At 34.6% G+C, this 24119-nt stretch carries 27 protein-coding genes and 1 riboswitch; of the genes, 5 read left to right on the top strand and 22 right to left on the bottom strand.

Annotation, left to right across the window (positions count from 1 at the left end; translation table 11 throughout):
- Positions 1-81: 81 nt before the first annotated feature.
- Positions 82-720, bottom strand: a complete 639-nt coding sequence (locus KYI10_11130; GenBank protein QYA32852.1) for a BRO family protein — start codon at positions 718-720, stop codon at positions 82-84.
- Positions 720-941, bottom strand: a complete 222-nt coding sequence (locus KYI10_11135; GenBank protein QYA32853.1) for a helix-turn-helix transcriptional regulator — start codon at positions 939-941, stop codon at positions 720-722. Before KYI10_11135 ends, KYI10_11130 begins: the two co-directional genes overlap by 1 nt.
- Before the next feature lie 171 nt (positions 942-1112).
- Between KYI10_11135 and KYI10_11140 the strand changes: the two genes are divergently transcribed.
- The 3 genes from KYI10_11140 (at position 1113) to KYI10_11150 (ending at position 4249) form a co-directional block, all read left to right on the top strand.
- The gene (locus tag KYI10_11140; GenBank protein ID QYA32854.1) at positions 1113-1835 is read left to right on the top strand and encodes a helix-turn-helix domain-containing protein; all 723 of its coding nucleotides are present in this window, start codon (positions 1113-1115) and stop codon (positions 1833-1835) included.
- A gap of 3 nt (positions 1836-1838) precedes the next feature.
- Entirely contained in the window at positions 1839-3080 is a 1242-nt protein-coding gene (locus KYI10_11145) for a site-specific integrase (protein QYA32855.1), read from the top strand.
- A gap of 158 nt (positions 3081-3238) precedes the next feature.
- The gene (locus tag KYI10_11150) at positions 3239-4249 is read left to right on the top strand and encodes an Abi family protein (GenBank protein QYA32856.1); all 1011 of its coding nucleotides are present in this window, start codon (positions 3239-3241) and stop codon (positions 4247-4249) included.
- Between the two features lie 119 nt (positions 4250-4368).
- Here KYI10_11150 and guaA read toward each other — a convergent pair whose 3' ends face one another.
- From guaA to xpt, 4 genes are all read right to left on the bottom strand, one after another.
- The gene (gene guaA / locus KYI10_11155; protein ID QYA32857.1) at positions 4369-5910 is read right to left on the bottom strand and encodes a glutamine-hydrolyzing GMP synthase; all 1542 of its coding nucleotides are present in this window, start codon (positions 5908-5910) and stop codon (positions 4369-4371) included.
- Positions 5911-5973: 63 nt separating this feature from the next.
- A complete protein-coding gene (gene guaB, locus KYI10_11160; protein QYA33975.1) occupies positions 5974-7443 on the bottom strand; it encodes an IMP dehydrogenase in 1470 nt (489 codons plus the stop codon).
- A 44-nt stretch (positions 7444-7487) separates the two neighbouring features.
- Positions 7488-8756, bottom strand: coding sequence for a nucleobase:cation symporter-2 family protein (locus KYI10_11165; protein QYA32858.1), 1269 nt, complete (start codon positions 8754-8756; stop codon positions 7488-7490).
- A complete protein-coding gene (xpt, locus tag KYI10_11170; GenBank protein QYA32859.1) occupies positions 8756-9340 on the bottom strand; it encodes a xanthine phosphoribosyltransferase in 585 nt (194 codons plus the stop codon). Before xpt ends, KYI10_11165 begins: the two co-directional genes overlap by 1 nt.
- Before the next feature lie 66 nt (positions 9341-9406).
- A riboswitch (purine riboswitch) is annotated at positions 9407-9508 on the bottom strand.
- 335 nt (positions 9509-9843) lie between these two features.
- On the opposite strand from xpt, the gene KYI10_11175 reads away from it, so the two are divergent.
- Both KYI10_11175 and KYI10_11180 read left to right on the top strand, forming a co-directional pair.
- A complete protein-coding gene (locus KYI10_11175) occupies positions 9844-10863 on the top strand; it encodes a DUF2382 domain-containing protein (protein ID QYA32860.1) in 1020 nt (339 codons plus the stop codon).
- 100 nt (positions 10864-10963) lie between these two features.
- Positions 10964-11578, top strand: coding sequence for a GNAT family N-acetyltransferase (locus KYI10_11180; GenBank protein ID QYA32861.1), 615 nt, complete (start codon positions 10964-10966; stop codon positions 11576-11578).
- A 224-nt stretch (positions 11579-11802) separates the two neighbouring features.
- Here KYI10_11180 and rpsR read toward each other — a convergent pair whose 3' ends face one another.
- The 16 genes from rpsR to rpmH form a co-directional block, all read right to left on the bottom strand.
- Positions 11803-12045: a 30S ribosomal protein S18 gene (gene rpsR, locus KYI10_11185; protein QYA32862.1), complete on the bottom strand. Its 243-nt coding sequence runs from the start codon at positions 12043-12045 to the stop codon at positions 11803-11805.
- A gap of 32 nt (positions 12046-12077) precedes the next feature.
- Entirely contained in the window at positions 12078-12596 is a 519-nt protein-coding gene (gene ssb / locus KYI10_11190) for a single-stranded DNA-binding protein (GenBank protein QYA32863.1), read from the bottom strand.
- Positions 12597-12620: 24 nt separating this feature from the next.
- Positions 12621-12911 (bottom strand): 30S ribosomal protein S6, encoded by a 291-nt coding sequence (gene rpsF / locus KYI10_11195; protein QYA33976.1) that lies wholly within the window; start codon positions 12909-12911, stop codon positions 12621-12623.
- A gap of 136 nt (positions 12912-13047) precedes the next feature.
- Positions 13048-13365 carry a hypothetical protein gene (locus KYI10_11200; protein ID QYA32864.1) on the bottom strand — a complete coding sequence of 106 codons (318 nt, stop codon included), beginning with the start codon at positions 13363-13365 and terminating at the stop codon, positions 13048-13050.
- Positions 13366-13388: 23 nt separating this feature from the next.
- Entirely contained in the window at positions 13389-14489 is a 1101-nt protein-coding gene (gene ychF, locus KYI10_11205; protein ID QYA32865.1) for a redox-regulated ATPase YchF, read from the bottom strand.
- Between the two features lie 18 nt (positions 14490-14507).
- A complete protein-coding gene (locus tag KYI10_11210) occupies positions 14508-14696 on the bottom strand; it encodes a DUF951 domain-containing protein (protein ID QYA32866.1) in 189 nt (62 codons plus the stop codon).
- 1 nt (position 14697) lies between these two features.
- A complete protein-coding gene (locus KYI10_11215; protein QYA32867.1) occupies positions 14698-15585 on the bottom strand; it encodes a mechanosensitive ion channel family protein in 888 nt (295 codons plus the stop codon).
- Positions 15586-16449, bottom strand: coding sequence for a ParB/RepB/Spo0J family partition protein (locus tag KYI10_11220; GenBank protein QYA32868.1), 864 nt, complete (start codon positions 16447-16449; stop codon positions 15586-15588).
- Positions 16442-17203 (bottom strand): AAA family ATPase, encoded by a 762-nt coding sequence (locus KYI10_11225; protein QYA32869.1) that lies wholly within the window; start codon positions 17201-17203, stop codon positions 16442-16444. Before KYI10_11225 ends, KYI10_11220 begins: the two co-directional genes overlap by 8 nt.
- 137 nt (positions 17204-17340) lie before the next feature.
- Positions 17341-18180: a nucleoid occlusion protein gene (gene noc / locus KYI10_11230; GenBank protein ID QYA32870.1), complete on the bottom strand. Its 840-nt coding sequence runs from the start codon at positions 18178-18180 to the stop codon at positions 17341-17343.
- Positions 18181-18209: 29 nt separating this feature from the next.
- Positions 18210-18926, bottom strand: coding sequence for a 16S rRNA (guanine(527)-N(7))-methyltransferase RsmG (gene rsmG, locus KYI10_11235; GenBank protein QYA32871.1), 717 nt, complete (start codon positions 18924-18926; stop codon positions 18210-18212).
- Entirely contained in the window at positions 18927-20801 is a 1875-nt protein-coding gene (gene mnmG, locus KYI10_11240) for a tRNA uridine-5-carboxymethylaminomethyl(34) synthesis enzyme MnmG (protein ID QYA32872.1), read from the bottom strand.
- 12 nt (positions 20802-20813) lie between these two features.
- Positions 20814-22193 carry a tRNA uridine-5-carboxymethylaminomethyl(34) synthesis GTPase MnmE gene (gene mnmE / locus KYI10_11245; GenBank protein ID QYA32873.1) on the bottom strand — a complete coding sequence of 460 codons (1380 nt, stop codon included), beginning with the start codon at positions 22191-22193 and terminating at the stop codon, positions 20814-20816.
- 121 nt (positions 22194-22314) lie between these two features.
- Entirely contained in the window at positions 22315-23058 is a 744-nt protein-coding gene (gene jag / locus KYI10_11250; protein QYA33977.2) for an RNA-binding cell elongation regulator Jag/EloR, read from the bottom strand.
- Positions 23059-23074: 16 nt separating this feature from the next.
- Positions 23075-23422, bottom strand: coding sequence for a ribonuclease P protein component (gene rnpA, locus KYI10_11255; GenBank protein QYA32874.1), 348 nt, complete (start codon positions 23420-23422; stop codon positions 23075-23077).
- Positions 23423-23520: 98 nt separating this feature from the next.
- Positions 23521-23658: a 50S ribosomal protein L34 gene (rpmH, locus tag KYI10_11260; GenBank protein ID QYA32875.1), complete on the bottom strand. Its 138-nt coding sequence runs from the start codon at positions 23656-23658 to the stop codon at positions 23521-23523.
- Between the last annotated feature and the right edge of the window lie 461 nt (positions 23659-24119).

Raw genomic sequence — 24119 nt, forward strand, 5'->3', positions numbered from 1 at the left:
CTTGATAATGTTGTCGCTACACAATTACTTAAAAATATGTAGCATGTTGATTTTAAGAATGTTTTCACTGGCTTATACCTCCTATGCACTTTTAACTCTGTTTAAAATACTTTCGTATATCTTTTCAGATATAGATAAATCAAGATTATAACGTTCATTCATTTTCATTAGATTTACTACATCATCTAAAATACGTTGACGATCTGATAACATTTCCGGTGTCATTTCATCTTTAGAAATAGATTTCTCTAAACCGTACATAATACTGATGGCTTTATTAGTGATTGAATTAGCTTTAATCATGTTCAACTTCACCGCTTCTTTATCTTTACTTCTAAGGGCTTCATATAAGCGTTTCATAGCTTCTTTTTGATGTTGCTTATCTAACATTCTGAATACCTGGAAGCCTTCTAAACCATTGTTATGGCGTAATTCTTTAATGATTTCAAATATCCATTGCTTAAAACTTTCCGCTTCCGGTTTTCTGCTTTTAAACACTAAGTTATAGATATTGATTTCATTAATCACATTCACAATTTGAGTACGTCCCATATTGTCTATGACCTTACTAATAGTAACCCCATCTTTATTAAGCCCGTTTAATGCTCTGCTTGTCTGTTTAAGTCCTAACGCTTCCGTTACATCTTTACCAACCGCCCACCATTCGTTATTTACTTCAATGAAGCGGATAGAATGACCGTTCCATATTTCTGTTTTCATTAGTTAGCCTCCTTATTAGCTTCGATAGTGAAAATATCAGTAATTTCAACACCTAAAGTATCGGCTATACGTTTAGCAAGTTTTGGGCTTGGGTTACGTTTACCGTTAAGAACTTGGCTAAGATAAGGTAAATCAGAGTGAATTTTTTTCGAGAGGTCAGTTACAGTTAGACCTTTTCTGATTAATAAAATTTTAATTTCACTTTTATTAGCAACTACCATTTTTTAACCTCCTTAAATTTAATAATAAATAATAAAATAAAATTACTACTTATTGTTAAATATAGTTTATTAGAATTAAATGCTAATGTCAAAAGTTTTTTATTATTCTTTTGTATTTATTTTACCAACTTATTATGATAATCTAACAGAAAGAAAAATCGAGGTGAAGAAATGATTATATTTAACCTAAAAGAAGAACTAAAAAAGAAAGATATGACACTTACAGAATTAGCACAGAAGACTCAATTATCAATTAATACTCTTAGCCTTTTATCTACGGGTAAAAGTAAAGGCATTCAATTCGATACTCTTGAAAAAATAGTGAATATTCTTGATTGCAAAGTAGAAGATTTAATTATTAGTAGTGAAAAGTTTGTAGTATTTGAAATTTTAGATATTAAATTAATAAATCAAGAAGATATCATTTTTAGTTTTCAAACATTGGAGCAACAACAATATTTCGAGTGTATTTATTTAGATAGCGAAAAACGAAAACAAAAATTATTGCTTACATTAACACATCTTGAAAAATATAATGTTATTACTATAGGTGGATATTTTCCTTTAGAAAAATTAATTAGCCCTAAAAAAGACCCTGAAAACGAAAGAATAAAAATTAATTTATTTACAGAATTTATTGAACTCATTTTCAAAAAAATGGTTTTCAAAGATTTATATCATCATATTTGTGACTTTTTACAACATAAGCCACTTATAGTAAGTTTTCTTCCGTATCATGATTCTGTAGTTTCTAAATCAACCTTCTATCAATTTGGAGAGGTCGATAAAGAAACAATTGATGAATTAATAAGTAAGGGCTCTGCAGCAAAAAAATATTTTCATATAAATGATTTTAGTTTAATGATTTCATACAATTTTTACGAGGAGGACTAGCCTATGTGGTGTGAAGCGTTCCAGGATAAGCATGGCGTTACTAAATACCGCTTCATTGAGAAATACAAAGACCCCCTTACAGACAAGTGGAAGCGTACTAGCGTTGTAATGAATAAGAACACTAAGCCATCACAAAAAGAAGCGGAAAAGCGTTTAAATGACAAGATAGAAGCCATCATAAACGATAAAACACCATCAACGCTTAAAACTCTTACTTTCCACCAGGCATGTGATGAATGGTTTAATAACTATAAAATCATTTCGGGATCTAAACAATCTACTATAGCCACTAAATATTACAAAGTAGAACACATTAAACGTAATATTGATAAAGATATACTAGTTAAAAATATGACTACTGAAACCTTCCAGGACTTCATAACTTCCGCTTCTACCGATAACCTAAGTCATAAAGTGATTAAAGACGCTATGAGTATTGTTAGAAATATCATGAAGCATACACAAAAACGTTATAAACTTGCTGATATATCATATTTAGATGATGTTGTAATACCTAAACAAGCTAAAACTAGAGATGAGATAAAAGCAAAGCGTGAAAACTATTTAGAGATGTCAGAAATACAGTTAATCGTGGATAAATTGAACGCTCTAGCGACTTCTAAGCGTACCGGGTACATGAAGCTGTCATTTATTATGACCGCTTATATCGTTGAGTTTATGGCTCTAAACGGTATGCGTATCGGTGAGTGTTTAGCCATTCAACCGGAAAATATAGACTTTGATAAAGCTATTTTAGAAATAGATGGAACAATACACTGGATAGATGAAGCAGATGGAAGCGGTCATGGTGTGAAAGATACGACTAAGACGGAAGCGTCATATAGAACAATATCACTCACTACAAGAAGCATGGATATATTGCGTAAAGCTATGCTAGAAAATAAGAAGGCTAAACAGTGGGATAGCAATTACAACGATAGAGGGTTTATATTTACCAACCATTATGGTAACCCTATGGCTCTATCATCTGTAAACCGCAATATTAAATTAGCAGTAGAAAGCATAAAGGATAAAGACGGTAAACAGATAATTAATAAGCACGTTACTACTCACACGCTTAGACATAGTCATATATCATTATTGAGTCAATTAGGTGTGTCACTTAAAGCCATTATGGAACGTGTAGGACATACAGATCATAAAACAACATTACAAATATACAGTCATGTTACTGAACAAATGGATAAGGACATGATGAGTAAATTAGAAGCGGTTAGCTATTAAAAAAAATAAGTAAAATCTCTTTTCATTCTATTGAAGATATAATATACTGTTTATAGCGTATAGATGACTACTCGTTTAGGGTAGTTTTTCGAGATAATCACGGCTCAGTATCTTCTTAGGAGGATATTGAGCCATTTTACTTTTAAAGGGGTATAATGATGAAACCATTTAAAACTCATAGACAGCAAATAACTATATTAAGAGATAGGGGTCTTTCAATCGATAAAAGAAGTCAAGGCTCTAAGGTAATGAGAATACTTGAAAAAGAAAATTACTATAATGTAATAAATGGCTATAAAGACCCTTTTTTAAAGAAAGACTCTCAATATCTAAATATTATTCCTGAACAATTTGAAGATGATAAAACTTTTGAAGAAATCTATTCCTTATATACTATGGATAGAAGATTTAGATCATTAATACTAGAGTACTTATTACTTATAGAAACACATCTTAAAACAGCTATTTCTTATAAATTTAGCGAGAAGTTCCCAGAATCCAACTCTTATTTAGATATTCAAAACTACTCAACTGCTGATGATAAAATTATAGATAAGGTTTCTACAATTGCTACTTTAAGTGGGATCATTAAGAAAAATATAAAGAAAGAAGCCTTTTCAGATAACAAAATGAATTCCATAGAACATTACTTAAAATATCATCAAGAAGTACCTTTGTGGGTACTAGTAAACTACTTAACTATAGGTAATGTTTATCACTTTTATAAATCTTTGGATGATGGTTTATCTAAGGATATAGCAGAGATTTTCGCTGATCGTTACGTTAGAGAAAGAAGACATCATCTATCTTTATCTACAAAAGACCTGAGGACTTTTATCAACTTTATTAAAACATTTAGAAATGTTTGTGCCCATGAGGAAAGATTATATGATTTACAAATTGGGCCTCCCATTATTTCAAAATACATAAATGCTTATAATAGAGAAGCGAATATAAATGTAACAAATGACGAACTTTCTAAAGGCGATATGTTTTCACTTCTTTTTGTTTTGCGTTTTTATTTATGTAAAAAAGACTATGATGATCTTATTAATCAAGTTGAGAATATACTTGATGAACATAGATTAGATTTTACAGATGAAAGTTATAGGATGATTACTTCTAAGTGTGGCCTTCAAGATATAAAATTAAAAAAATTAAAGATTTAAGCTATAACCATAAAGTGTCTTTCTCACACTTTGCCCTTTTTCTGCCCTTTTTTCTATTTTCCAAACACAAAAACAACCCTCTAACCATTGCGGTTAAAGGGTTTATTGTTTTTATACTTCTATTCCCACTCAATCGTGCTTGGTGGCTTAGATGTAATGTCATAGACAACGCGGTTAACGTGGTCTACTTCGTTTACGATACGGCTTGATACTTTCTGCAATACTTCCCAGTCGATTCTAGCGAAGTCACTTGTCATACCATCGATACTTGTTACGGCACGTACACCTACTGTATAGTCGTATGTTCTGTAGTCACCCATAACACCGACCGAACGGATATCCGGTAATACAGTGAAATACTGCCAGATGTCGCGTTCAAGACCTTCTTCAGCAATGACTTCTCTTAAAATCGCATCAGATTCACGGACAATTTCTAATTTTTCCTCGGTAATCTCACCTAATACACGGATACCAAGTCCAGGACCTGGGAACGGCTGACGCCATACTAAGTGTTCAGGAATGCCTAATTCAATTCCTAACGCACGTACTTCATCTTTGAATAATGTATTCACAGGCTCGATTAATTCAAACTGCATATCTTCTGGTAGTCCACCAACGTTATGGTGTGATTTAATCGTTTGTGCAGTCTTTGTACCTGATTCAATAATATCTGTATAAAGAGTTCCTTGTGCTAAGAAATCAGCATCTTTTAATTTCGTTGCTTCTTCATCGAATAAGTATACGAACTCATTACCGATAATCTTACGTTTCTTCTCAGGATCAGATACCCCTGCTAATTTGCTCATGAAACGTTCTTTCGCATCAACGCGAATAATATTCATGTTAAATCCTTCACCGAACTGTTTCATCACCATATCGCCTTCACCTTTGCGGAGTAAACCATGGTCAACGAAGATACATGTTAACTGATCGCCGATTGCTTTATGGATTAATACTGCGACAACTGATGAATCTACGCCACCACTCATCGCACAGATAACTTTTCTATCTCCAACTTTTTCGCGAATCTTCTCGATTTCGATTTCGATGAAGTTTTCCATTGTCCATTCGCCTGTACACTTACAGATTTCACGGATGAAGTTACGTAATAAATCATTTCCGTATTCAGAATGACGTACTTCAGGATGGAATTGAACTCCATATAAATTACGTTCAGGATTCTCAATCGCTGCATATTTACAGCTTGGTGAATGTGCAATGACATTAAAACCTTCAGGTAGGTTGATGACTTTATCGCTGTGACTCATCCATACTGTTTGTTCTTCTGGAAGTTTTGTAAATAATGAATGTGTCTCTGCTTTAATGACTGCTTTACCGTACTCACGTTCATTTGCACGCTCTACTGAACCTCCTAGTAATTTCGTCATTAACTGCATACCATAGCAAATCCCCATTACAGGTACACCTAAATTAAAGATTTCAGGATCTACCGTAAACGAACCTTCTTCATAAACTGAATTTGGCCCCCCTGAAAGAATGATTCCTTTAGGATTCATCTTTTTAATCTCTTCAATTGAAATTTCATGATCGTGAAGTTCTGAATAAACACCCATCTCACGAATACGTCGCGTGATCAACTGGTTATACTGACTTCCAAAATCAAGAACGAGTATGAGCTCTTGTTCAAATGCCATTTCCATAGTTTGTTCTCCTTTTAGTTAAGTTAAATTTATTATAATGTAATTTGCCGTTAGAAGATATTCTTACATTGAATAGTTTGGCGATTCTTTTGTAATTTGAACATCATGTGGATGGCTTTCTATTAAACCTGCACCTGTCATACGAATAAACATTGCTTCTTCACGTAATGCTTCTAAGTCTTTAGAACCTGTATAACCCATACCGCTTCTTAAACCACCCATTAGCTGATACACTGTATCTTGCAATGCGCCTTTGTAAGCAATACGACCTTCAATACCTTCTGGAACAAATTTCTTAGCGTCTTTATCTTCTTGGAAGTAACGGTCTTTTGAACCTTTCTCCATAGCTCCAAGTGAACCCATGCCACGGTATACTTTGTACTGACGTCCTTGGAAGATTTCTGTATCTCCAGGTGATTCAGTTGTACCTGCAAGCAATGAACCTAGCATTACTGCATGCCCCCCTGCAGCTAACGCTTTTGCGATGTCACCTGAGAATTTAATACCACCATCTGCAATGATTGCTTTACCATGCTTTTTAGCTTCTGTCGCTGCCTCGTAAATTGCAGTAATTTGAGGTACACCGACACCTGCTACAACACGTGTCGTACAAATTGAACCTGGTCCAATTCCCACTTTAACAACGTCCGCACCTGCTTCAATTAATGCACGTGTACCTTCAGCTGTTGCTACATTACCAGCAATTAATGTCACTTCAGGAAAATGTTTCTTAAGTTCTGATACCATTTCTAATACACCTTTAGAATGACCGTGTGCTGTATCGATAACTAATGCGTCAGTTCCTGCTTCAACAAGTTTTGTGGCACGTGTAATCGTGTCTTTTGCAATACCTACTGCTGCTGCTACTAATAAACGTCCTTGCTCATCTTTTGCAGCATTAGGGAATTCAATGACTTTCTCGATATCTTTAATTGTGATAAGCCCTTTTAGCTGTCCAGATTCATTCACAATTGGTAATTTTTCAATTTTGTGACGTTGTAATATTTCTTCTGCTTGCTCTAATGTAGTACCTACTGGTGCTGTTACGAGTGCTTCACTTGTCATAACATCTGAAATTTTAATTGAATAATCTTCTATGAAACGAAGATCGCGGTTTGTGAGAATCCCTACAAGCTCCATATTTTCTGCACTGTTTACAATTGGCACACCAGAAATACGATATTTGCCCATTAAATGTTCAGCTGCAAATACTTGCTCATCAGGTGTCAGATAGAATGGATTAGTAATAACCCCATTTTCTGAACGCTTAACTTTTTGAACTTCGTCAGCCTGCTGCTCAATACTCATACTTTTATGAATAACACCTAAACCACCTTGGCGTGCCATAGCTATAGCCATTTTAGCTTCTGTAACAGTATCCATACCCGCTGACAATACTGGAATCTTTAAATTTAATCGTTCTGATAATGATACACTTAAATCGACAGTATGCGGTAATACCTCTGAATGACCTGGCACTAATAACACATCGTCAAATGTTAAACCTTCTTTTTGAAATTTATTTTCCCACATAATCACTTTTACCTCCAAATATTTTTATAAATTTAGTAGTTCTATTATTTCATATTTTGACGCATTTGTTTATCATTTAATCCATTAAAAAATAAATTAAGGATAATGGCAGTAAAAGTACCAATAACAATCCCATTTTGTGTCAGCCATTCATAGTCGCTACCGAACTTGCTAAACGCTTCTGGAACGGTTGTAATTCCTAATCCAATACCTACAGATACTGCAATAATCAAGAGATTATCTTGTCTTGTAAAATCAATGGCGCCAAGCATTTTTACACCGTATGCCATGACCATACCAAACATTGCAATCATTGCGCCTCCAAGTACAGATGTAGGGATGATTGTCGCAATTGCACCAAGCTTAGGAATCGATCCACATAGCAATAACAAAGCGACCATGCCATACATAACTTTATTTGATTTCACACCTGATAATGAAACCAACCCTACATTTTGTGAGTATGCTGTATATGGAAATGCATTGAAGATTGATCCTAATACAATTGCAATCCCTTCAGCACGGTAACCTTTAGATATATCTTTTCTATCTATTTTTGTTTTTGTAATCTCACTTAGCGCAGAATATACACCTGTTGATTCGATTAAGCTGACGATTCCTACAATAACAAACAATAGGATAGAACCTATTTCAAACTTAAATCCTGCAAATCTGAATGGTTTCGGTAATTCAAACCAGTTTGATTCATGCACTGCACCTATATTTACTAATCCAAAGAATGAAGCAATTATTGTACCGATGACTAAACCCAGCAATATCGCAATTGAACGTATAAATCCGGAAGATAACCTATGAATAACCAATATGATAATCAATGTGATGAGACCTAATAGAATATTTATCGGTGCACCATAATCTTTGTTTCCTTGACCTCCTGCCAAATTATTCATCGCTACTGGCATTAACGTAATCCCAATAATCGTTACGACGCTACCTGTCACTACTGGTGGAAATATTTTTACAAGATATGAAAAGAACGGTGAAATAAGAACGATAATAATACCAGAAGCAAAGAGCGACCCGTAAAGTACATCGATACCGTGTTTTGAACCTACCATAATCATTGGGGTTACGGCCGTAAAGGTACATCCAAGTACTACTGGTAATCCAATTCCGATACCTTTATATACTTGAAGGAATGTCGCAACACCACACATAAAGATATCGACAGAAACTAAATATGCCGTTTCTTGTGCACTAAAACCTAACGCATGTCCGACGATAATCGGAACAATAATTGCTCCGGCATACATTGCAAGAAGATGTTGCAAACTTAACAATAAATTTTTCATTAAAGTTCGCCCTCTCCTACTAATGTTACTTTGCCATTATCAAGCGCAGCAATTTCACATAAACTCGTTACATCTAAACCTGCATCAAGCAGACGCTGTTTACCTGACTGAAAACTTTTCTCGACTACAATTCCAACACCAACACACGTAGCTCCGGCTTGTTGTACGAGATTATATAGACCAAGTGCTGCCTCACCATTCGCTAAAAAGTCATCAATGATAACTACTCGGTCATTTTCGTTTAAGAATCGTTTTGACACGACAACGTGACTCGTCTTGTTTTTCGTATAAGAATGAATATCCGTATGATACACTTCTTCAGTTAGTGTGCTCGGTACAGATTTTTTCGCAAAAAGACAAGGTACTTTAAACTTTAATGCAGCCATTATAGCTGGTGCAATTCCAGAAGCTTCAATTGTTAAAACTTTAGTAACCCCTTCGTCTTTATACTTATTGTATATCGTTTCACCAACTTCATACATTAATTCAGGGTCGATTTGATGATTCAGAAACGAATCCACTTTCAAAATACCACCATCAATAACAACACCATCTTCTTTTACACGTTGTTGTAACTTTTCCACTTCTCAGCCTCCCATACTATACAAAAAAACTCATCTAAATCATTTAGATGAGTAATAAATAAAAAAACTCTTTATTTAATTACTCATAGTCGCATCATTTACGGCGATGCGGTAGAAACTCTAAAGCCATATCCTTTAATTTATATGAGTATAATTTGTATGCAATTAATATTAATGGTCTTGATAATAACAAAATCATTAACTTTTAGCAATATTATTTTTATATTTAATAATAAGTCAGAAAATTGAAACCGCTATTTTCATCAAACACATAAAAAAGCTGATGTAACATGTAAAAATTACTCAATTTTTTCAAAATAATTTATACAAATTTATAATGTTTTCATAGAGTTTCTTCCATATAAATGCAGTTTGTATGTCAAGTGTTTTTTATGAATTTTTAATGCTTTGTGTTTAGATTATTAACGCTTGGGTATATATTTAGCATAACAATAAAACAAAGACATCATGAAAGTACATAAACCACATTGGAGGTACGAATAATGAGACAAAGACAGTTAGAAACATTTTCAAACGAAGAAACATTATTACGTAGAATCGATCAATTAAAAGCTGAAGGCATTTCTGAACGTGATATTCATGTTATTTCTAAACATAAATTAGAAGGTTCAGCATTGGATTACACTGACGTTCAATATAGAAATGCAGAAGGTACATTCGGTGACAAAGTGGCTGCATTCTTTACTGGTGAAGACCCACAAAGTCGCGTATACGACAAATTAGATTTAACTGATTCTGAGAAGGTTGAATACGAAAACGCTATCGAAAGCGGTCAAATCTTACTTTATGTAGATAATGATGCTTATCATCATAGCACTGAAAGACAAGAAGGCAGTACTTTAAATGCTAAAGCTACTCCAGATTATAACAAGGAAGATGATCACACTGGCTTAGATTTTGCAGCAAGTACAAATGCTGAATCAGATGCAGATTATTCAGGTAAACACCGTGATAACAATTTAAAAAACAGAGAGGAAGTAGTAGATATGAATAACTTTAACAATGAAGAATATAATAAATTAAGCCGTGAGGAACGTTTAAACTTAGTGGACGAAGATATCCGTAACCGTGATGATCTAGGCGAAGATGAGAAAATCCAGTTACACGAAGAACGTTTACGTGTAAACAAAGATACAGTTCAATCAGGTGAAGTTACAATCGATAAAAACGTTGTCGAAGAACGTCAAGAATTCGATGTACCAGTATCACATGATGAAGTAACAATTGAGCGTCGCGATGTGAAAGACCGTGCAGTAGCAGATGATCACTTCGATAACAATTTAGAAGATGAAACAATCCGTGTACCATTAACTGAAGAACGCGTTAACATCGAAAAAGACAATGTAGTTTCTGAAGAGTTAGTAATCAAGAAAAACCGTGTAACTGAAACTGAGCATGTATCTGAAAACGTACGTAAAGAAGAAGTTGATATCGACGATTCTAACGCACATTTAAAAGACCGTGACCATAATAACGATGATTTAACAGATCGTCGTTTATAATATAAATTAAAGAAGCCTTAGAGGCTTCTTTTTTTATGTCCATGTATTTAACATTTAGTCATGTTACAATACTAATATATACATGAACAGGAGCCTGATTATGAAAATAATAGCTTTAAATTCAGCCGATCACTATTTCAACGAATGTATGGCACTTTATACAAAAGAGTTTCCAGAATCAATTTGTGAACCAATCGATGTATTCTATAATAGCTTCGATCTTAAACATCAGGATTTTGAGCGTTATCATTTTATTGCTGCCTATGAAAATGACACGCTATTAGGATTTACTTCATTTCATCTTGAAGTAATGTACAACATTGGATATATCGTATACTTAGTCGTAAGTGAAGAGTCTCGAGGTAAAAATGTTGCACGTGCACTAATGAATGAAGCGGAAATCATTATGACAGCGCTATGTGAACAAAATGGTACTACATTAAATACTATTATGCTTGAGTGTGAGCAAGATACATCAGGAAATAGTCCGTTAGCATCTTTCTATGAGAAATTTGGGTTCTACTTATATGATATTAACTATCACCAACCCGGCCTTCATAATGATGCACCTGTTCCAATGAATTTATTTGTAAAGAATATAATAAACCATTCAAGTCTACAATTAGCCATCGAACATATGTATCGAACTAAGTATCTATTATGTAATAATATTGACTCTACTATTGTAGAAGATTTGATTGAACAAATGTACTAACCTAGCATATACATGATATTCTTATAAGTTAAATATGTATTAATTTTTTGCTCCTAACCTAATTCTTCATTTAAGTTAAACCCAAGAAATTTGAAATATAATTGCTGTATAACCAATGTTATAATTCAAGAAGGTGTAATTTTAAGATTTTGAAGATAGGATACATGAAAAGAAATATAAAAAAAGAGGAGAGACATTTACTGTCTCTCCTTTATATATTAAGCTTATGCTTCGTCTTTAACATATGGTAATAAAGCCATATGACGTGCACGTTTGATAGCTACAGTTAACATACGTTGGTATTTAGCTGAAGTACCTGTTACACGACGTGGTAAAATTTTACCACGTTCAGAGATGAATTTTTTAAGCATATCTACTTCTTTATAGTCAATGTGTGTAATACCGTTTGCTGTGAAATAACAAACTTTTTTACGACGACGACCGCCTCTTCTTGGTCCACCTGCCATGATTGTTGCCTCCCTTACTTATAGATTAGTAATTAAAATGGTAAATCATCATCACTGATATCAATTGGCCCTGCTGCATTGGCAAATGGGTTATTTGATGGTGCTGATGTATTTGGTTGTTGATTATTTGATGACTGATAGTTTTGATTCTGGCCTTGTGTCTGACCGTAACTTCCTTGGTCATAGCTAGAATAGTCATCTGACGGACTGTTCGTACGTGATTGGTTAGTGTTCTTCGGTTCAAGGAATTGAACTGAATCACAAACGACCTCAGTAACGTATACTTTACGTCCTTCTTGATTATCATAACTACGTGATTGCAATCTGCCATCAACCCCAGCTAAACTACCTTTATGCAAGAAATTATTAACATTTTCAGCTTGCTTACGGAATACGACACAGTTGATAAAATCAGCCTGACGTTCTCCTTGTGCATTAGTAAATGTTCTATTTACTGCTAAAGTAAATGTAGCGACTGACACACCTGATGTTGTGACTCTGTATTCTGGATCTTTAGTTAAACGACCAACTAATACAACTCGGTTAAGCAAATAAATCGCCCCCACATAATCTTATTATTTTTCTTCTTCGCGAACAACGATATGACGGATAATGTCATCGTTGATTTTAGCTAAACGATCAAATTCATTAGTAGCTTCGTCAGTAGACTTAACGCGAACGATTCGGTAGAAACCTTCTTTAAAATCGTTGATTTCATAAGCTAAACGACGTTTACCCCAATCCTTTGATTCGATGATTTCCGCTCCGTTTGAAGTAAGAATTTCTTCGAAACGCTCGATTAAAGCTTTCTTAGCATCTTCTTCAATGTTTGGACGTACGACATACATAATTTCGTAATTTCTCATCATTTACACCTCCTTATGGTCTATGCGGCTTTATAATTTTATAAAGCAAGGAATAATTTTCATTACTCACAATAGAGAATTATAGCATAGTTTACTTATTTCATCAAATATAAATAAAAAACTAAGTAATATATGTTTAACAAATATTACTTAGCTTAAAAGTCCTTATTTGCTTAGAGTAAAAAAGCTGTATATTATCTTTTTGAGCTAAATATAGATACTGTCCATAATCATAGTCATCTGGATATATCATATCCGTCGTATAAACATCTAAATACCGTAATGTACTAGGATGATAAGCAACGTTTTCATAAATAGAATCATCAAGCGTTACACATTCATCTGCTCCTATAACTTGTATAAGATAGTGATAACTTACATCATATATGGGTTGCTCATTACCATCATTATCAATCAGTCTAATGCAGTATATAATACGCTTTAATGGTTTCATCCCTTCACCTCAGCTTGTAAAATTTAAACATTAAATCTGAAATGTACAACGTCTCCATCCTGCATAATATACTCTTTACCTTCTAAACGTACTTTACCTGCTTCTTTAGCTCCGCTCATGCCATTGTATTCAATCAGGTCATCATAGCTGACTGTTTCAGCACGAATGAAACCACGTTCAAAGTCCGTATGAATAATGCCTGCACATTGTGGTGCTGTCATACCTTTTTTGAATGTCCATGCACGAACTTCTTGAACACCTGCAGTGAAGTACGTAGCCAGTCCTAATAAGTGATAAGATGCACGGATAAGTTTGTCTAATCCCGCTTCCTCAATACCAAGATCAGCGAGGTATTCTTCTTTATCTTCATCTTCTAGTGTTGCAAGCTCTTCTTCAATCTTCGCACTAATAACAATCACTTCTGAACCTTCAGCTTCAGCATATGCTTTGATCGCTTTTAAATGTTCGTTTTCTTCACCGCTGATTAAATCATCCTCTGAAACATTTGCAACATAAAGCATTGGTTTTGCAGTAAGTAAGTGCATATTTTTAACAAGCTTTGCCTGCTCCGGAGAAAACTCGATGCTGCGTACTGGCTTTTCAGCTTCTAAAGTTTCTTTGACAATCGCAAGAACCGCTTCTTCTGCCATCGCATCTTTATCTTTTTGTTTCGCCATCTTTTGAACGCGCGCATAGCGTTTCTCTACAGACTCTAAGTCTGCAAGAACAAGTTCCATATTGATAACTTCAATATCATCTACGGGGTTTACCTTACCAGAAACATGAGTAATATTCTCATCTTCAAAAGCACGTACAACCTGACAAATTGCATCTACTTCACGAATATGTGATAAGAACTTATTACCTAATCCTTCTCCTTTAGATGCCCCTTTTACGATGCCTGCAATATCCGTAAACTCAAATGCTGTCGGAACAGTTTTCTTAGGTTCTACAAGTTCAGTTAATTTATTCAAACGGTGATCTGGAACTTCTACAATTCCTACATTCGGATCAATTGTCGCAAACGGATAGTTTGCAGCTAGCGCTCCTGCTTTCGTAATTGCGTTAAATAAAGTTGATTTTCCTACATTCGGTAAACCAACGATTCCTGCTGTTAATGCCATAATATTATCTCCTCTTACTTACGCATGATGCGTTATTTTTTTTATTTTTTTATTGAACTCTTGTCTAGGCAGCATAATACTACGGTCACAACCTGTACATTTGATTCTAATATCTGCGCCTAAACGAATAATTTTAAAATGTTTCTCACCACATGCATGGGGTTTTTTCATCTCAACTATATCATTTAAATCATACGTTTTATCCATACTATCCACCCTTTTTATCTGGTTGATTATACATAATCATTCGAGGCATTGGTACTTTTACTCCGTTACTATCCAGATAGTCTTTCAAATCACGTCTTAACATACGTGAAACTTTTACATGATGATTTGGTAACGTTTCTGCTGCAATTTTAATCTTAGCTTCCCCGGCTGACACTGCCTCAACGCCTAGTATTTCTGGAGATTTAATCAAATCATCATACTTATCCATCAAAGTTTCCAGATAGGGTTTAATCAACGCCTCAACATCTTCTAGGTTTTCTTCACTTGAAACTGTAATATCAAATACTGCAAGTGAATTATTAACAGAAAAATTGACGATTTCATTCATTGTACCGTTCGGCAGTATCGTAAGCTCTCCTGTAAATGATCGAATTCTTGTTGAACGTAATCCAATTGACTGTACCGTACCTTCCGCTACAGTTGTTCCTGTTGTATTGATTTTAACGTAGTCACCTACGTCAAACTGATTCTCAAAGATAATAAAGAAACCCGTGATAATATCTTTTACTAAAGTTTGTGCGCCAAAACCAATTGCAATACCAGCCACCCCTGCCCCAGCAATAATACTTTCAACTTTGACCCCAAAGTTACTCAAGATAGTAGTGATAATGATAAACCATGTTGCATAAGAAGCTATATTTTGAAGTAATTTGATGAGCGTCGTATCTCTTTTTTCAGAATGAGATAAATTTGTTCTTCGGCGGACATAAAAAAATTGTTCGATCATCTTGTGAATAAATTTAATTAGGAACAATCCAAAAACGAGCAATACTAATGCCCAGAAAATATTTGCACCTACTCCAGCCCAAAATTCAGGATCCGTATAAGGCTTAATTAATCGCTTAAAAAAGTATACTAATTTATCCATCTATTCACCTACATTTTCAAGCAAATGAATCAAACGATTAAACTCCTCTTCAGAAGTGAATTCAATTGAAATCTTTCCTTTTTTGCGTGATTTAGAAATTTCTACTTTAGTCCCTAGATTCTGCTTCAAAGATTCTTCATGTTTCACAAGAAACTTTGGCTTTTGCTTTACTTTAACTTCTTCACTATGTGTCTCTACTTCTTCTTGGTTCATCATTTTAATGAGGTCTTCTAAAGCGCGTACACTCATCGCCTCTCGAACAACTTTGTGTGCCACTTTAATTATATCTTCTTCATTTTTTAGCCCTAGTAAAGTACGTCCATGGCCTCCTGAAATTTCTTTGTGATTAATCATTTTCTTTACTTCTTGTGGTAAATTTAATAATCTCAATAAGTTCGCAATGTAAGAGCGAGATTTCCCAAGTCTATCTGCTGTTTCTGCTTGTGTTAAATTCAAATGTTTCATTAGTGACTCATAACTTTTTGCTTCTTCTAATGGATTAAGATCTTCACGTTGCAAATTCTCAATAATTGCGAGCTCCATCATCTGTTGGTCTGTAAGTGTTTTAACGATCGCAGGAATTTTATTTTTACCTGCTAGCTTACTCGCTCTAAAGCGACGTTCACCAACCACTATGTCATAACCTTTAACTGATTTTCGTACAACAATCGGCTGCAGTACTCCATGAAGTTTAATCGACTCACTTAATTCTTCTAACGCTGCTTCATCAAACTCTATTCTTGGCTGATATGGATTTGCACGCAATTCTGCAACATTCAGCTCTTCAACAATTTCATCCTGACGATTTTCTTGAAATAATGCATCCAGCCCTCTACCAAGACCTTTTCCTAAACCTCTAGCCATTACTAATTACCTCCTCAGCTAAGCTTTTATATGTCTTAGCTCCCATAGAACGCGCATCATATACATTAATCGGCTGTCCGTGAGAAGGGGCTTCAGATAAACGTACATTTCTTGGAATAATTGTTTCATATACTTTATCTTCGAAATGTGCTTTCACTTCTGCGATAACATCATTACCTAAATTTGTACGTGCATCGTACATTGTAAGTAATACACCTTCAATTACAAGCGACTGATTAAGATGTCGTTGTACAAGCTTGATTGTATTCAGCAACTGACTCAAGCCTTCAAGTGCATAATACTCGCACTGTACAGGGATAATAATACCACTTGCTGCGGTAAAGGAATTGATTGTAAGTAGTCCGAGAGATGGTGGACAATCAATAATAATATAATCAAACTCCTCATTTAGCTCTTTAAAAGCATATTTAAGTCGAACTTCTCTACTCATAGCTGACACAAGTTCAATCTCTGCACCCGCCAGGGCGATATTTGCCGGAATAATATAAAGATTTTCCTGTGCTGTTTTCAACACACACTTATTAATATCGGTATCTTCTACAAGCATATCATAAACTGAATTCGTCACATTATTCTTATCAATCCCTACACCACTTGTTGCATTTCCTTGAGGATCTGTATCAATCAGTAGTACTTTCTTACCAAGTTCGCTAAGTGCCGCACTTAAATTTACTGACGTAGTTGTCTTACCCACGCCACCTTTTTGATTGGCAATCGCCAAAATTTTTGTCATGAATACTCTCTCCTAATCGTCATTTCATATAATATCGATTATATCAATTTTAGCTCTATATTGCACAAACAATAAAAGTGTAGACCATAAAGTCCTCAATAAAAAATCCCTGCACTCTCTCTGCAGGGACGATGATTCTATTTATCTGTTTTAAATACTTTTATCGAAATTTCATAGAAGTTTTCATATTCCGTATCTTTTCGCTTTACTTTAACCCCACTTTTTTCTACAGCCTTCAAACTTTCTCCAATTGTATTAAAAGCGAGCTTTATATCACGAGTAAAACCAATTCTCTTAGGTTTCACTTCTTCTCCAGCAAGCATACGTTTCACACGTTCTTCTGTCTGTTTTACATTTAAGTTCTGACTTTTTATAATATTCAACATCTGCGACTGACCCGCTTCATCTAAAGCAAGCAAGCTTCTGGCATGTCTTTCTGTAATTTGATGCTTACTTAATGCATCCAGTATCGGTTGGGATAACCTAAGTAATCTGAGCTTATTAGCAATAAATGACTGACTTTTTCCTAGGCTCGTTGCAAGATCATTCTGTGTAATTCCATCTAGATCCAGCAATTTTTTATAAGCTTCTGCTTCTTCTACAGCTGATAAATTTTCTCTTTGAATATTTTCAATTAATGCAATTGCAGCAGTTTCTTTATCATTCATCTGCTTAACAATGACTTCTGTTTCAGCTGTATTATTCATCTTAAGTGCTCTGAAACGTCTTTCTCCAGCAATAATCTCATACATTTCTTCTTCGATTGGACGAACGACGATAGGTTGAAGTAATCCATATGAACGAATAGATTCAGCCAACTCTTTAATTTTTTCTTCATCAAAGATTTGTCGTGGTTGATAACGATTCGGTACGATGCGTTCGACAGAAACTTTTACAACATTACCATTTTGGCGCGCTACTTCTACATCTTCTTCCTTTTCTTTCAGCCCAAATAATTTTGAAAAAGGTTTTTTCATAACAATCGACTCACTTTCAATTCAAATACTTATTTTAGTAATGGTTCCTTGTTTGGTGTCCCTGGTTTACGCGGATACTTCTTAGGGGTTTGTCTTTTTTTCTCAATATCTAATATATAACGCATACTATCTTCTTCAGGTAGCGTCAATCGGTGATTTTCAACCACCGCTCCACCTAATATAGATATCGCAAACAATCCTTCTTCAACCTCTATTTCTCCTTGTGCACCTTTAAGCGCAATAAAATGACCACCTTTTTTCACAAGTGGTAAACAGAGTTCACTTAATACAGATAATCTCGCAACCGCTCTTGCTGTAACTACATCAAAGTGTTCTCTGTACTCGCCTTTACCAAATGTTTCTGCTCGATCATGTACAAAATGGCAGTTTGTCAAATTAAGTTCTGTGCTTAAATGATTAAGGAAGTTGATTCTTTTATTTAGGGAATCAACGATTGTAAGTTCTAAATGTGGATATAATATCTTTAATGGGATACTAGGAAATCCTGCACCAGCACCAACATCACAAATAGATTTTACTTTATTGAAATCAAAATAGAAACTCGGTGTAATAGAATCAAAGAAATGTTTCAAATATACCTCTTCTTTTTCTGTTACAGCTGTTAAATTAATTTTCTCATTCCACTCTACTAAAGTTTCATAGTAAATTGCAAATTGTTTTTGTTGTTCATCTGTGAGTTCGAAGCCTTTTTCTTTTAAATGTTGTAAAAATTTCATCTCATTCATCTAATTCACCCTTTTTATTTTCCCTTGTTCAATATAAATTAATAAAATTGAGATATCTGCTGGATTTACGCCAGAAATACGTGATGCCTGTGCAATACTTAATGGTTTCACTTCCTTTAACTTTTCACGTGCTTCAGTTGCCAGACTGTGAATATCATCATAATCAATATTCTCAGGAATTTTTTTATTTTCCATACGTTTTACTTTTTCTACTTGCTGTAATGATTTTTGAATATATCCTTCATACTTCGTCTGAATTTCTACTTGTTCTTGTACAGATTCATCAATCATTCCTTGTTCTTCGATTAAAGCAACGACTGAAGCATAATCCATTTCAGGTCTTCTTAATAAATCAATCGCAAGTATGCCATCTTTTAATGGTGTTCCTCCACGCGATTCAATCATACTTTGAGTTTTTTCATTCGGCTTAATTCTGATTTGAGATAAACGATTTATTTCCTCGGAAATAGCAGCTTTTTTATTATTGAATCTATTATATCGAAGCTCATCAATAAGTCCTGCGTTATAGCCTATTTCTGTAAGTCTTAAATCTGCATTGTCATGACGCAGTAATAGACGATGCTCGGCGCGACTTGTCAGTAAACGATAAGGTTCATTCGTCCCTTTTGTTACAAGATCATCTATGAGTACACCAATATATGCTTCATGACGACCTAATATTAATTCATCATGTCCTAGAACCTTCGCTGCAGCATTAATACCTGCCATAAGTCCTTGTCCTGCCGCCTCTTCATAACCACTTGTCCCATTTATCTGACCTGCAGTATAAAGTCCTTCAATTTTCTTCGTCTCTAGTGTCGGCCAAAGTTGCGTTGGTACAATTGCATCATACTCAATAGCGTATCCTGCACGCATCATGTCTGCTTTTTCTAAACCAGGTATCGTTTTTAACATTTGCAATTGCACATGCTCTGGCAAACTTGTAGAAAGTCCCTGCACATATACTTCTTTAGTATGTCTTCCTTCTGGTTCTAAGAAGATTTGATGTCTTGGTTTGTCATTAAATCTGACAAACTTATCTTCAATTGAAGGACAATATCTTGGTCCTGTTCCTTTAATCATACCCGAGTACATTGCTGATAGATGCAGATTATCATCGATAACTTGATGTGTTTCGCCGTTTGTATAGGTTAGCCAGCATGGTAATTGATCCATGATAAACTCTGTTGTTTCATAACTAAATGCACGTGGCAGATCATCACCTGGTTGAATTTCAGTTTTGCTATAGTCAATAGAATCACTGTTTACACGCGGTGGTGTACCTGTTTTGAATCTAACGATATCAAACCCAATCTCGCGAAGATGGTCAGCTAACTTTATAGAAGGCATCTGATGGTTGGGACCTGAAGAATATTTAATATTTCCAAGAATGATTTCTCCACGTAAAAATGTTCCTGTCGTTAAGACGACAGCATCCGCTAAATACGTAGTCCCTATAACCGTTTCCACACCAAGTACTTTTCCATCCTCAATAATTAAACGCTCCACCATGCCTTGCATAATGTCCAGGTTGTCTTGAGCTTCTATAACAGATTTCATTTCTTGCTGATACAAAACTTTATCTGCTTGAGCACGTAACGCACGAACTGCTGGACCTTTCCCAGTATTGAGCATACGCATTTGAATATGCGTCTTATCGATTGTTTTAGCCATCTGTCCGCCTAAAGCATCAATTTCACGTACAACGATACCTTTCGCCGGTCCACCAACTGATGGATTACAAGGCATAAACGCGACAGAATCCAGATTTATTGTCAGCATCAGTGTTTTTGCACCTTTTCTCGCACTTGCAAGTCCTGCTTCTACACCTGCATGTCCAGCACCAACAACAATTACATCATATTTTTGTTCCAAAATTTTTCCTCCTTATTTTCCGAGACAGAACTGGCTAAAGAGTTGATCAATAAGCCCATCGTCGACAGACTCACCAATAACCTCACCGAGTAATTCCCATGTTTTTATCAGGTCGATTTGAATCATATCAATTGGCACACCTAATTCTGCTGCAGATATCGCATCACCAATCGAAGTTTTTGCACTTTTAAGTAGACTGATATGTCTTGCATTTGATACATATGTCATATCTTGATTTGACACTTCTCCAGCAAAGAATAATGTACGAATCTGTTCTTCGAGTTCTTCAATTCCTTGTTGTGATAGCATTGAAGTCTTAACTATTGGTGCATTCCCTACCATCGTTTTAACTTCTTCTAAATCTAATTTATTTTCTAAATCGGTCTTATTAATAATCACGATTACATCTTCATTTTTTATTATTTCTGCTAACTTATAATCTTCTTCTGTTAAAATTTCATTATTATTTAATACGTACAATATTAAATCTGCTTTCTTAAGCGCTTCTCTACTTCGTTCTACACCGATTTTTTCAACGATATCCTCTGTTTCACGGATACCCGCCGTGTCTACAAGTCTTAATGGCACGCCACGCACGTTCACATACTCTTCCAGCACGTCACGAGTCGTTCCTGCAATTTCTGTAACGATCGCTTTATTATCTTGAATTAAGTTGTTCAGCATCGAACTTTTTCCGACATTCGGTTTACCAACAATTACTGTAGATAATCCTTCTCTTAAAATTTTACCTTGATTAGCTGTTTGTAAAAGATTCGTAATACTTCCTTCAATCTTACGCGCTTCTTCCATTAAAAATGTATTGGTAGCTTCTTCAACATCATCATATTCAGGATAGTCAATATTCACTTCTACTTGAGCTAATATTTCAAGGATAGATTGTCTTAAACCTTTAATCAGCACACTTAAACGTCCTTCAATCTGCTGCATTGCAACACGACTTGCTCGATCTGTTTTAGAACGAATAAAATCCATCGTGGCTTCGGCTTGAGATAAATCAATTCTTCCGTTTAAGAAAGCACGTTTTGTAAATTCACCTGGTTCAGCAAGTTTTGCTCCATTCGTAAGTGCAAGTTCAAGCACACGATTAACCGTCATAATTCCGCCATGACAATTAATTTCCACGATATCCTCACGCGTATATGTTCTTGGCGCTCGCATCACTGCGACCATCACTTCTTCGACAACTTCTTTCGACGCTGGGTCTATAATGTGCCCGTAATTAATCGTATGTGATGCAACGTCATTTAATTGATACTTGCCTTTATATAATTTATCCGCAATCGATACGGCATCACTACCTGATAGGCGGACAATCGCAATCGCACCTTCACCCATGGGTGTTGAAATACTTGCAATAGTATCCAATTCCATAAAATTCCCTCCTTTGATTCTTTTAAATTTTAAGCTTAATCTTACGAATAATAAATCACTTTGCATCGCATAAACAGATTAACTCTAAAAACAATCGTTTTTAGAGTTAATCAAGTAAATATTATCTTGAACGAATGACAAGGTAACGATGAGGCTCTCTACCTTCTGAATATGTTTCAATGTTCTCTATCTTTCCAAGGATTTGGTGCATAATTTTACGCTCATAGTTCGGCATTGGTTCAAATTTAATTGGTTCACCCGTCGCTATGGCTTTTTTTGACATATTTAAAGCTAGATTCTGCAACGTTTCTCTTCGCTTTTCTCGATAATTTTCGATATCTAACGTAATTGTGACGAATCCCTTTTCAAGATGATTGAAATAGTTTTGTGCAAGGACTTGCAAGCTATTCAGAACTTGACCACGTCTACCAATTATTCGAGATGCTTCTGCTGATGAAATATTCATAATAACTTCATCCTTATTCTTATAGATAATTTCCATAGAAGCTTCATATCCCATAGCAGCAATAACTTGCAATACATACTCTTTAACCGACTCCAGAGATTGTTGATTTCTATTTGACTTTATCTCAATATTCTTTTCAGGCATTGTAACTTTAGGCGTGTCATCTATATTCTTATCTGAAGATTGCTCTTTGATAGGTATACTCGTTTTTTCGCGTTTTACTTCCGGATCAATTATAATGAGCTTAACCTTTGCATTTTGTTTACCAATCCCGAATATCCCTTTCTTTCCAGGATTCAATACTTCAATCTTCACCTGACTTTCAGAAACATTCATGATATCTAGCCCTTTTTTAATTGCATCTTCTACAGTAACATCAATAAAGGTTTGTTCTAACAATAGATTTCCTCCGTCTTTAAGTGATTCTTTTGTTAAAACCTTTGGCAATCTTCATTACGTGTTCCAAACTTTTATTGATCTCATTCGTTGTCATTTCTTTAGAAGGTTGCCTGGCGATTACAATAAAATCATCTTTAATAATATCTTCTTTATGTTTCGTAAAACTTTCTCTTATCGCACGCTTTATTCTATTTCGAGTGACAGCATTACCAATTTTCTTAGAAACTGAAATACCGAGTCTGAAATGCTCATTTTCACTATTTTTCTGACGATATATAATAAACTGGCGATTCGCTACAGACTTACCATTTTTATAGATTTTCTGAAAATCTTCATTCTTCTTAATACGATACGCTTTCTCCATTTTATACACCATCTCATCATCATTACATATTCTTATTTATTATACTAAAATTTATATCCTATTTAAACAAAAAAAAGACCACTGAATGTTCAGTGATCTTATGCTGATAATACTTTTCTGCCTTTACGACGACGACGCGCTAATACGTTACGTCCGTTTTTCGTGCTCATACGTGCACGGAATCCATGAACCTTACTATGTTTACGTTTATTTGGTTGATAAGTACGTTTTACCACTTAAAAACACCTCCATTAAATGAAATTTCATCTATCGATTCTTATTAGAATTTCGCCTAGTGATTTATAGTAACTATTGGAGTATACCAAATTTCTATATGTTAAGCAACTTTTAATTTTTATTATGCTTATCCACTTATCCACATATATTTTTAATGGTTTTGTGGATAACTAATAGCCTTTTTTTAGCCTTTTAAAGTTATCCACTGGTTTTTCCTAAATTCCACAGCTCATTTTTATAACGTATGTGATTAAGTATAATTTTGTGGATAACCATTTAAACATATTGATATTATTACTTTTTTTTGATAAGATTTGATTATATTTTCTGTGGATAAAGTTGTTCCTGATTAATTATCCACAATTTGTGTGTAACTTGTGGATAATTAATTTTGAACTTGTTATTAATATTATACACAATTAGATATTATGTGTATAACTAAAAAAGAATTTTGATTAGA

Origin of the sequence: Macrococcus sp. 19Msa1099, from assembly GCA_019357535.2 — a bacterium.
In the GTDB taxonomy this organism is placed as follows: Bacteria; Bacillota; Bacilli; order Staphylococcales; family Staphylococcaceae; genus Macrococcoides; species Macrococcoides psychrotolerans.

Excerpts from the sequence above, each read along its gene's own strand:
- KYI10_11130 (QYA32852.1), bottom strand. The coding sequence starts at position 720 with ATGAAAACAGAAATATGGAACGGTCATTCTATCCGCTTCATTGAAGTA.
- KYI10_11135 (QYA32853.1), bottom strand. The coding sequence starts at position 941 with ATGGTAGTTGCTAATAAAAGTGAAATTAAAATTTTATTAATCAGAAAA.
- KYI10_11140 (QYA32854.1), top strand. The coding sequence starts at position 1,113 with ATGATTATATTTAACCTAAAAGAAGAACTAAAAAAGAAAGATATGACA.
- KYI10_11145 (QYA32855.1), top strand. The coding sequence starts at position 1,839 with ATGTGGTGTGAAGCGTTCCAGGATAAGCATGGCGTTACTAAATACCGC.
- KYI10_11150 (QYA32856.1), top strand. The coding sequence starts at position 3,239 with ATGAAACCATTTAAAACTCATAGACAGCAAATAACTATATTAAGAGAT.
- guaA (QYA32857.1), bottom strand. The coding sequence starts at position 5,910 with ATGGAAATGGCATTTGAACAAGAGCTCATACTCGTTCTTGATTTTGGA.
- guaB (QYA33975.1), bottom strand. The coding sequence starts at position 7,443 with ATGTGGGAAAATAAATTTCAAAAAGAAGGTTTAACATTTGACGATGTG.
- KYI10_11165 (QYA32858.1), bottom strand. The coding sequence starts at position 8,756 with ATGAAAAATTTATTGTTAAGTTTGCAACATCTTCTTGCAATGTATGCC.
- KYI10_11175 (QYA32860.1), top strand. The coding sequence starts at position 9,844 with ATGAGACAAAGACAGTTAGAAACATTTTCAAACGAAGAAACATTATTA.
- KYI10_11180 (QYA32861.1), top strand. The coding sequence starts at position 10,964 with ATGAAAATAATAGCTTTAAATTCAGCCGATCACTATTTCAACGAATGT.
- rpsR (QYA32862.1), bottom strand. The coding sequence starts at position 12,045 with ATGGCAGGTGGACCAAGAAGAGGCGGTCGTCGTCGTAAAAAAGTTTGT.
- rpsF (QYA33976.1), bottom strand. The coding sequence starts at position 12,911 with ATGAGAAATTACGAAATTATGTATGTCGTACGTCCAAACATTGAAGAA.
- KYI10_11200 (QYA32864.1), bottom strand. The coding sequence starts at position 13,365 with ATGAAACCATTAAAGCGTATTATATACTGCATTAGACTGATTGATAAT.
- ychF (QYA32865.1), bottom strand. The coding sequence starts at position 14,489 with ATGGCATTAACAGCAGGAATCGTTGGTTTACCGAATGTAGGAAAATCA.
- KYI10_11210 (QYA32866.1), bottom strand. The coding sequence starts at position 14,696 with ATGGATAAAACGTATGATTTAAATGATATAGTTGAGATGAAAAAACCC.
- KYI10_11215 (QYA32867.1), bottom strand. The coding sequence starts at position 15,585 with ATGGATAAATTAGTATACTTTTTTAAGCGATTAATTAAGCCTTATACG.
- KYI10_11220 (QYA32868.1), bottom strand. The coding sequence starts at position 16,449 with ATGGCTAGAGGTTTAGGAAAAGGTCTTGGTAGAGGGCTGGATGCATTA.
- KYI10_11225 (QYA32869.1), bottom strand. The coding sequence starts at position 17,203 with ATGACAAAAATTTTGGCGATTGCCAATCAAAAAGGTGGCGTGGGTAAG.
- noc (QYA32870.1), bottom strand. The coding sequence starts at position 18,180 with ATGAAAAAACCTTTTTCAAAATTATTTGGGCTGAAAGAAAAGGAAGAA.
- rsmG (QYA32871.1), bottom strand. The coding sequence starts at position 18,926 with ATGAATGAGATGAAATTTTTACAACATTTAAAAGAAAAAGGCTTCGAA.
- mnmE (QYA32873.1), bottom strand. The coding sequence starts at position 22,193 with ATGGAATTGGATACTATTGCAAGTATTTCAACACCCATGGGTGAAGGT.
- rnpA (QYA32874.1), bottom strand. The coding sequence starts at position 23,422 with ATGGAGAAAGCGTATCGTATTAAGAAGAATGAAGATTTTCAGAAAATC.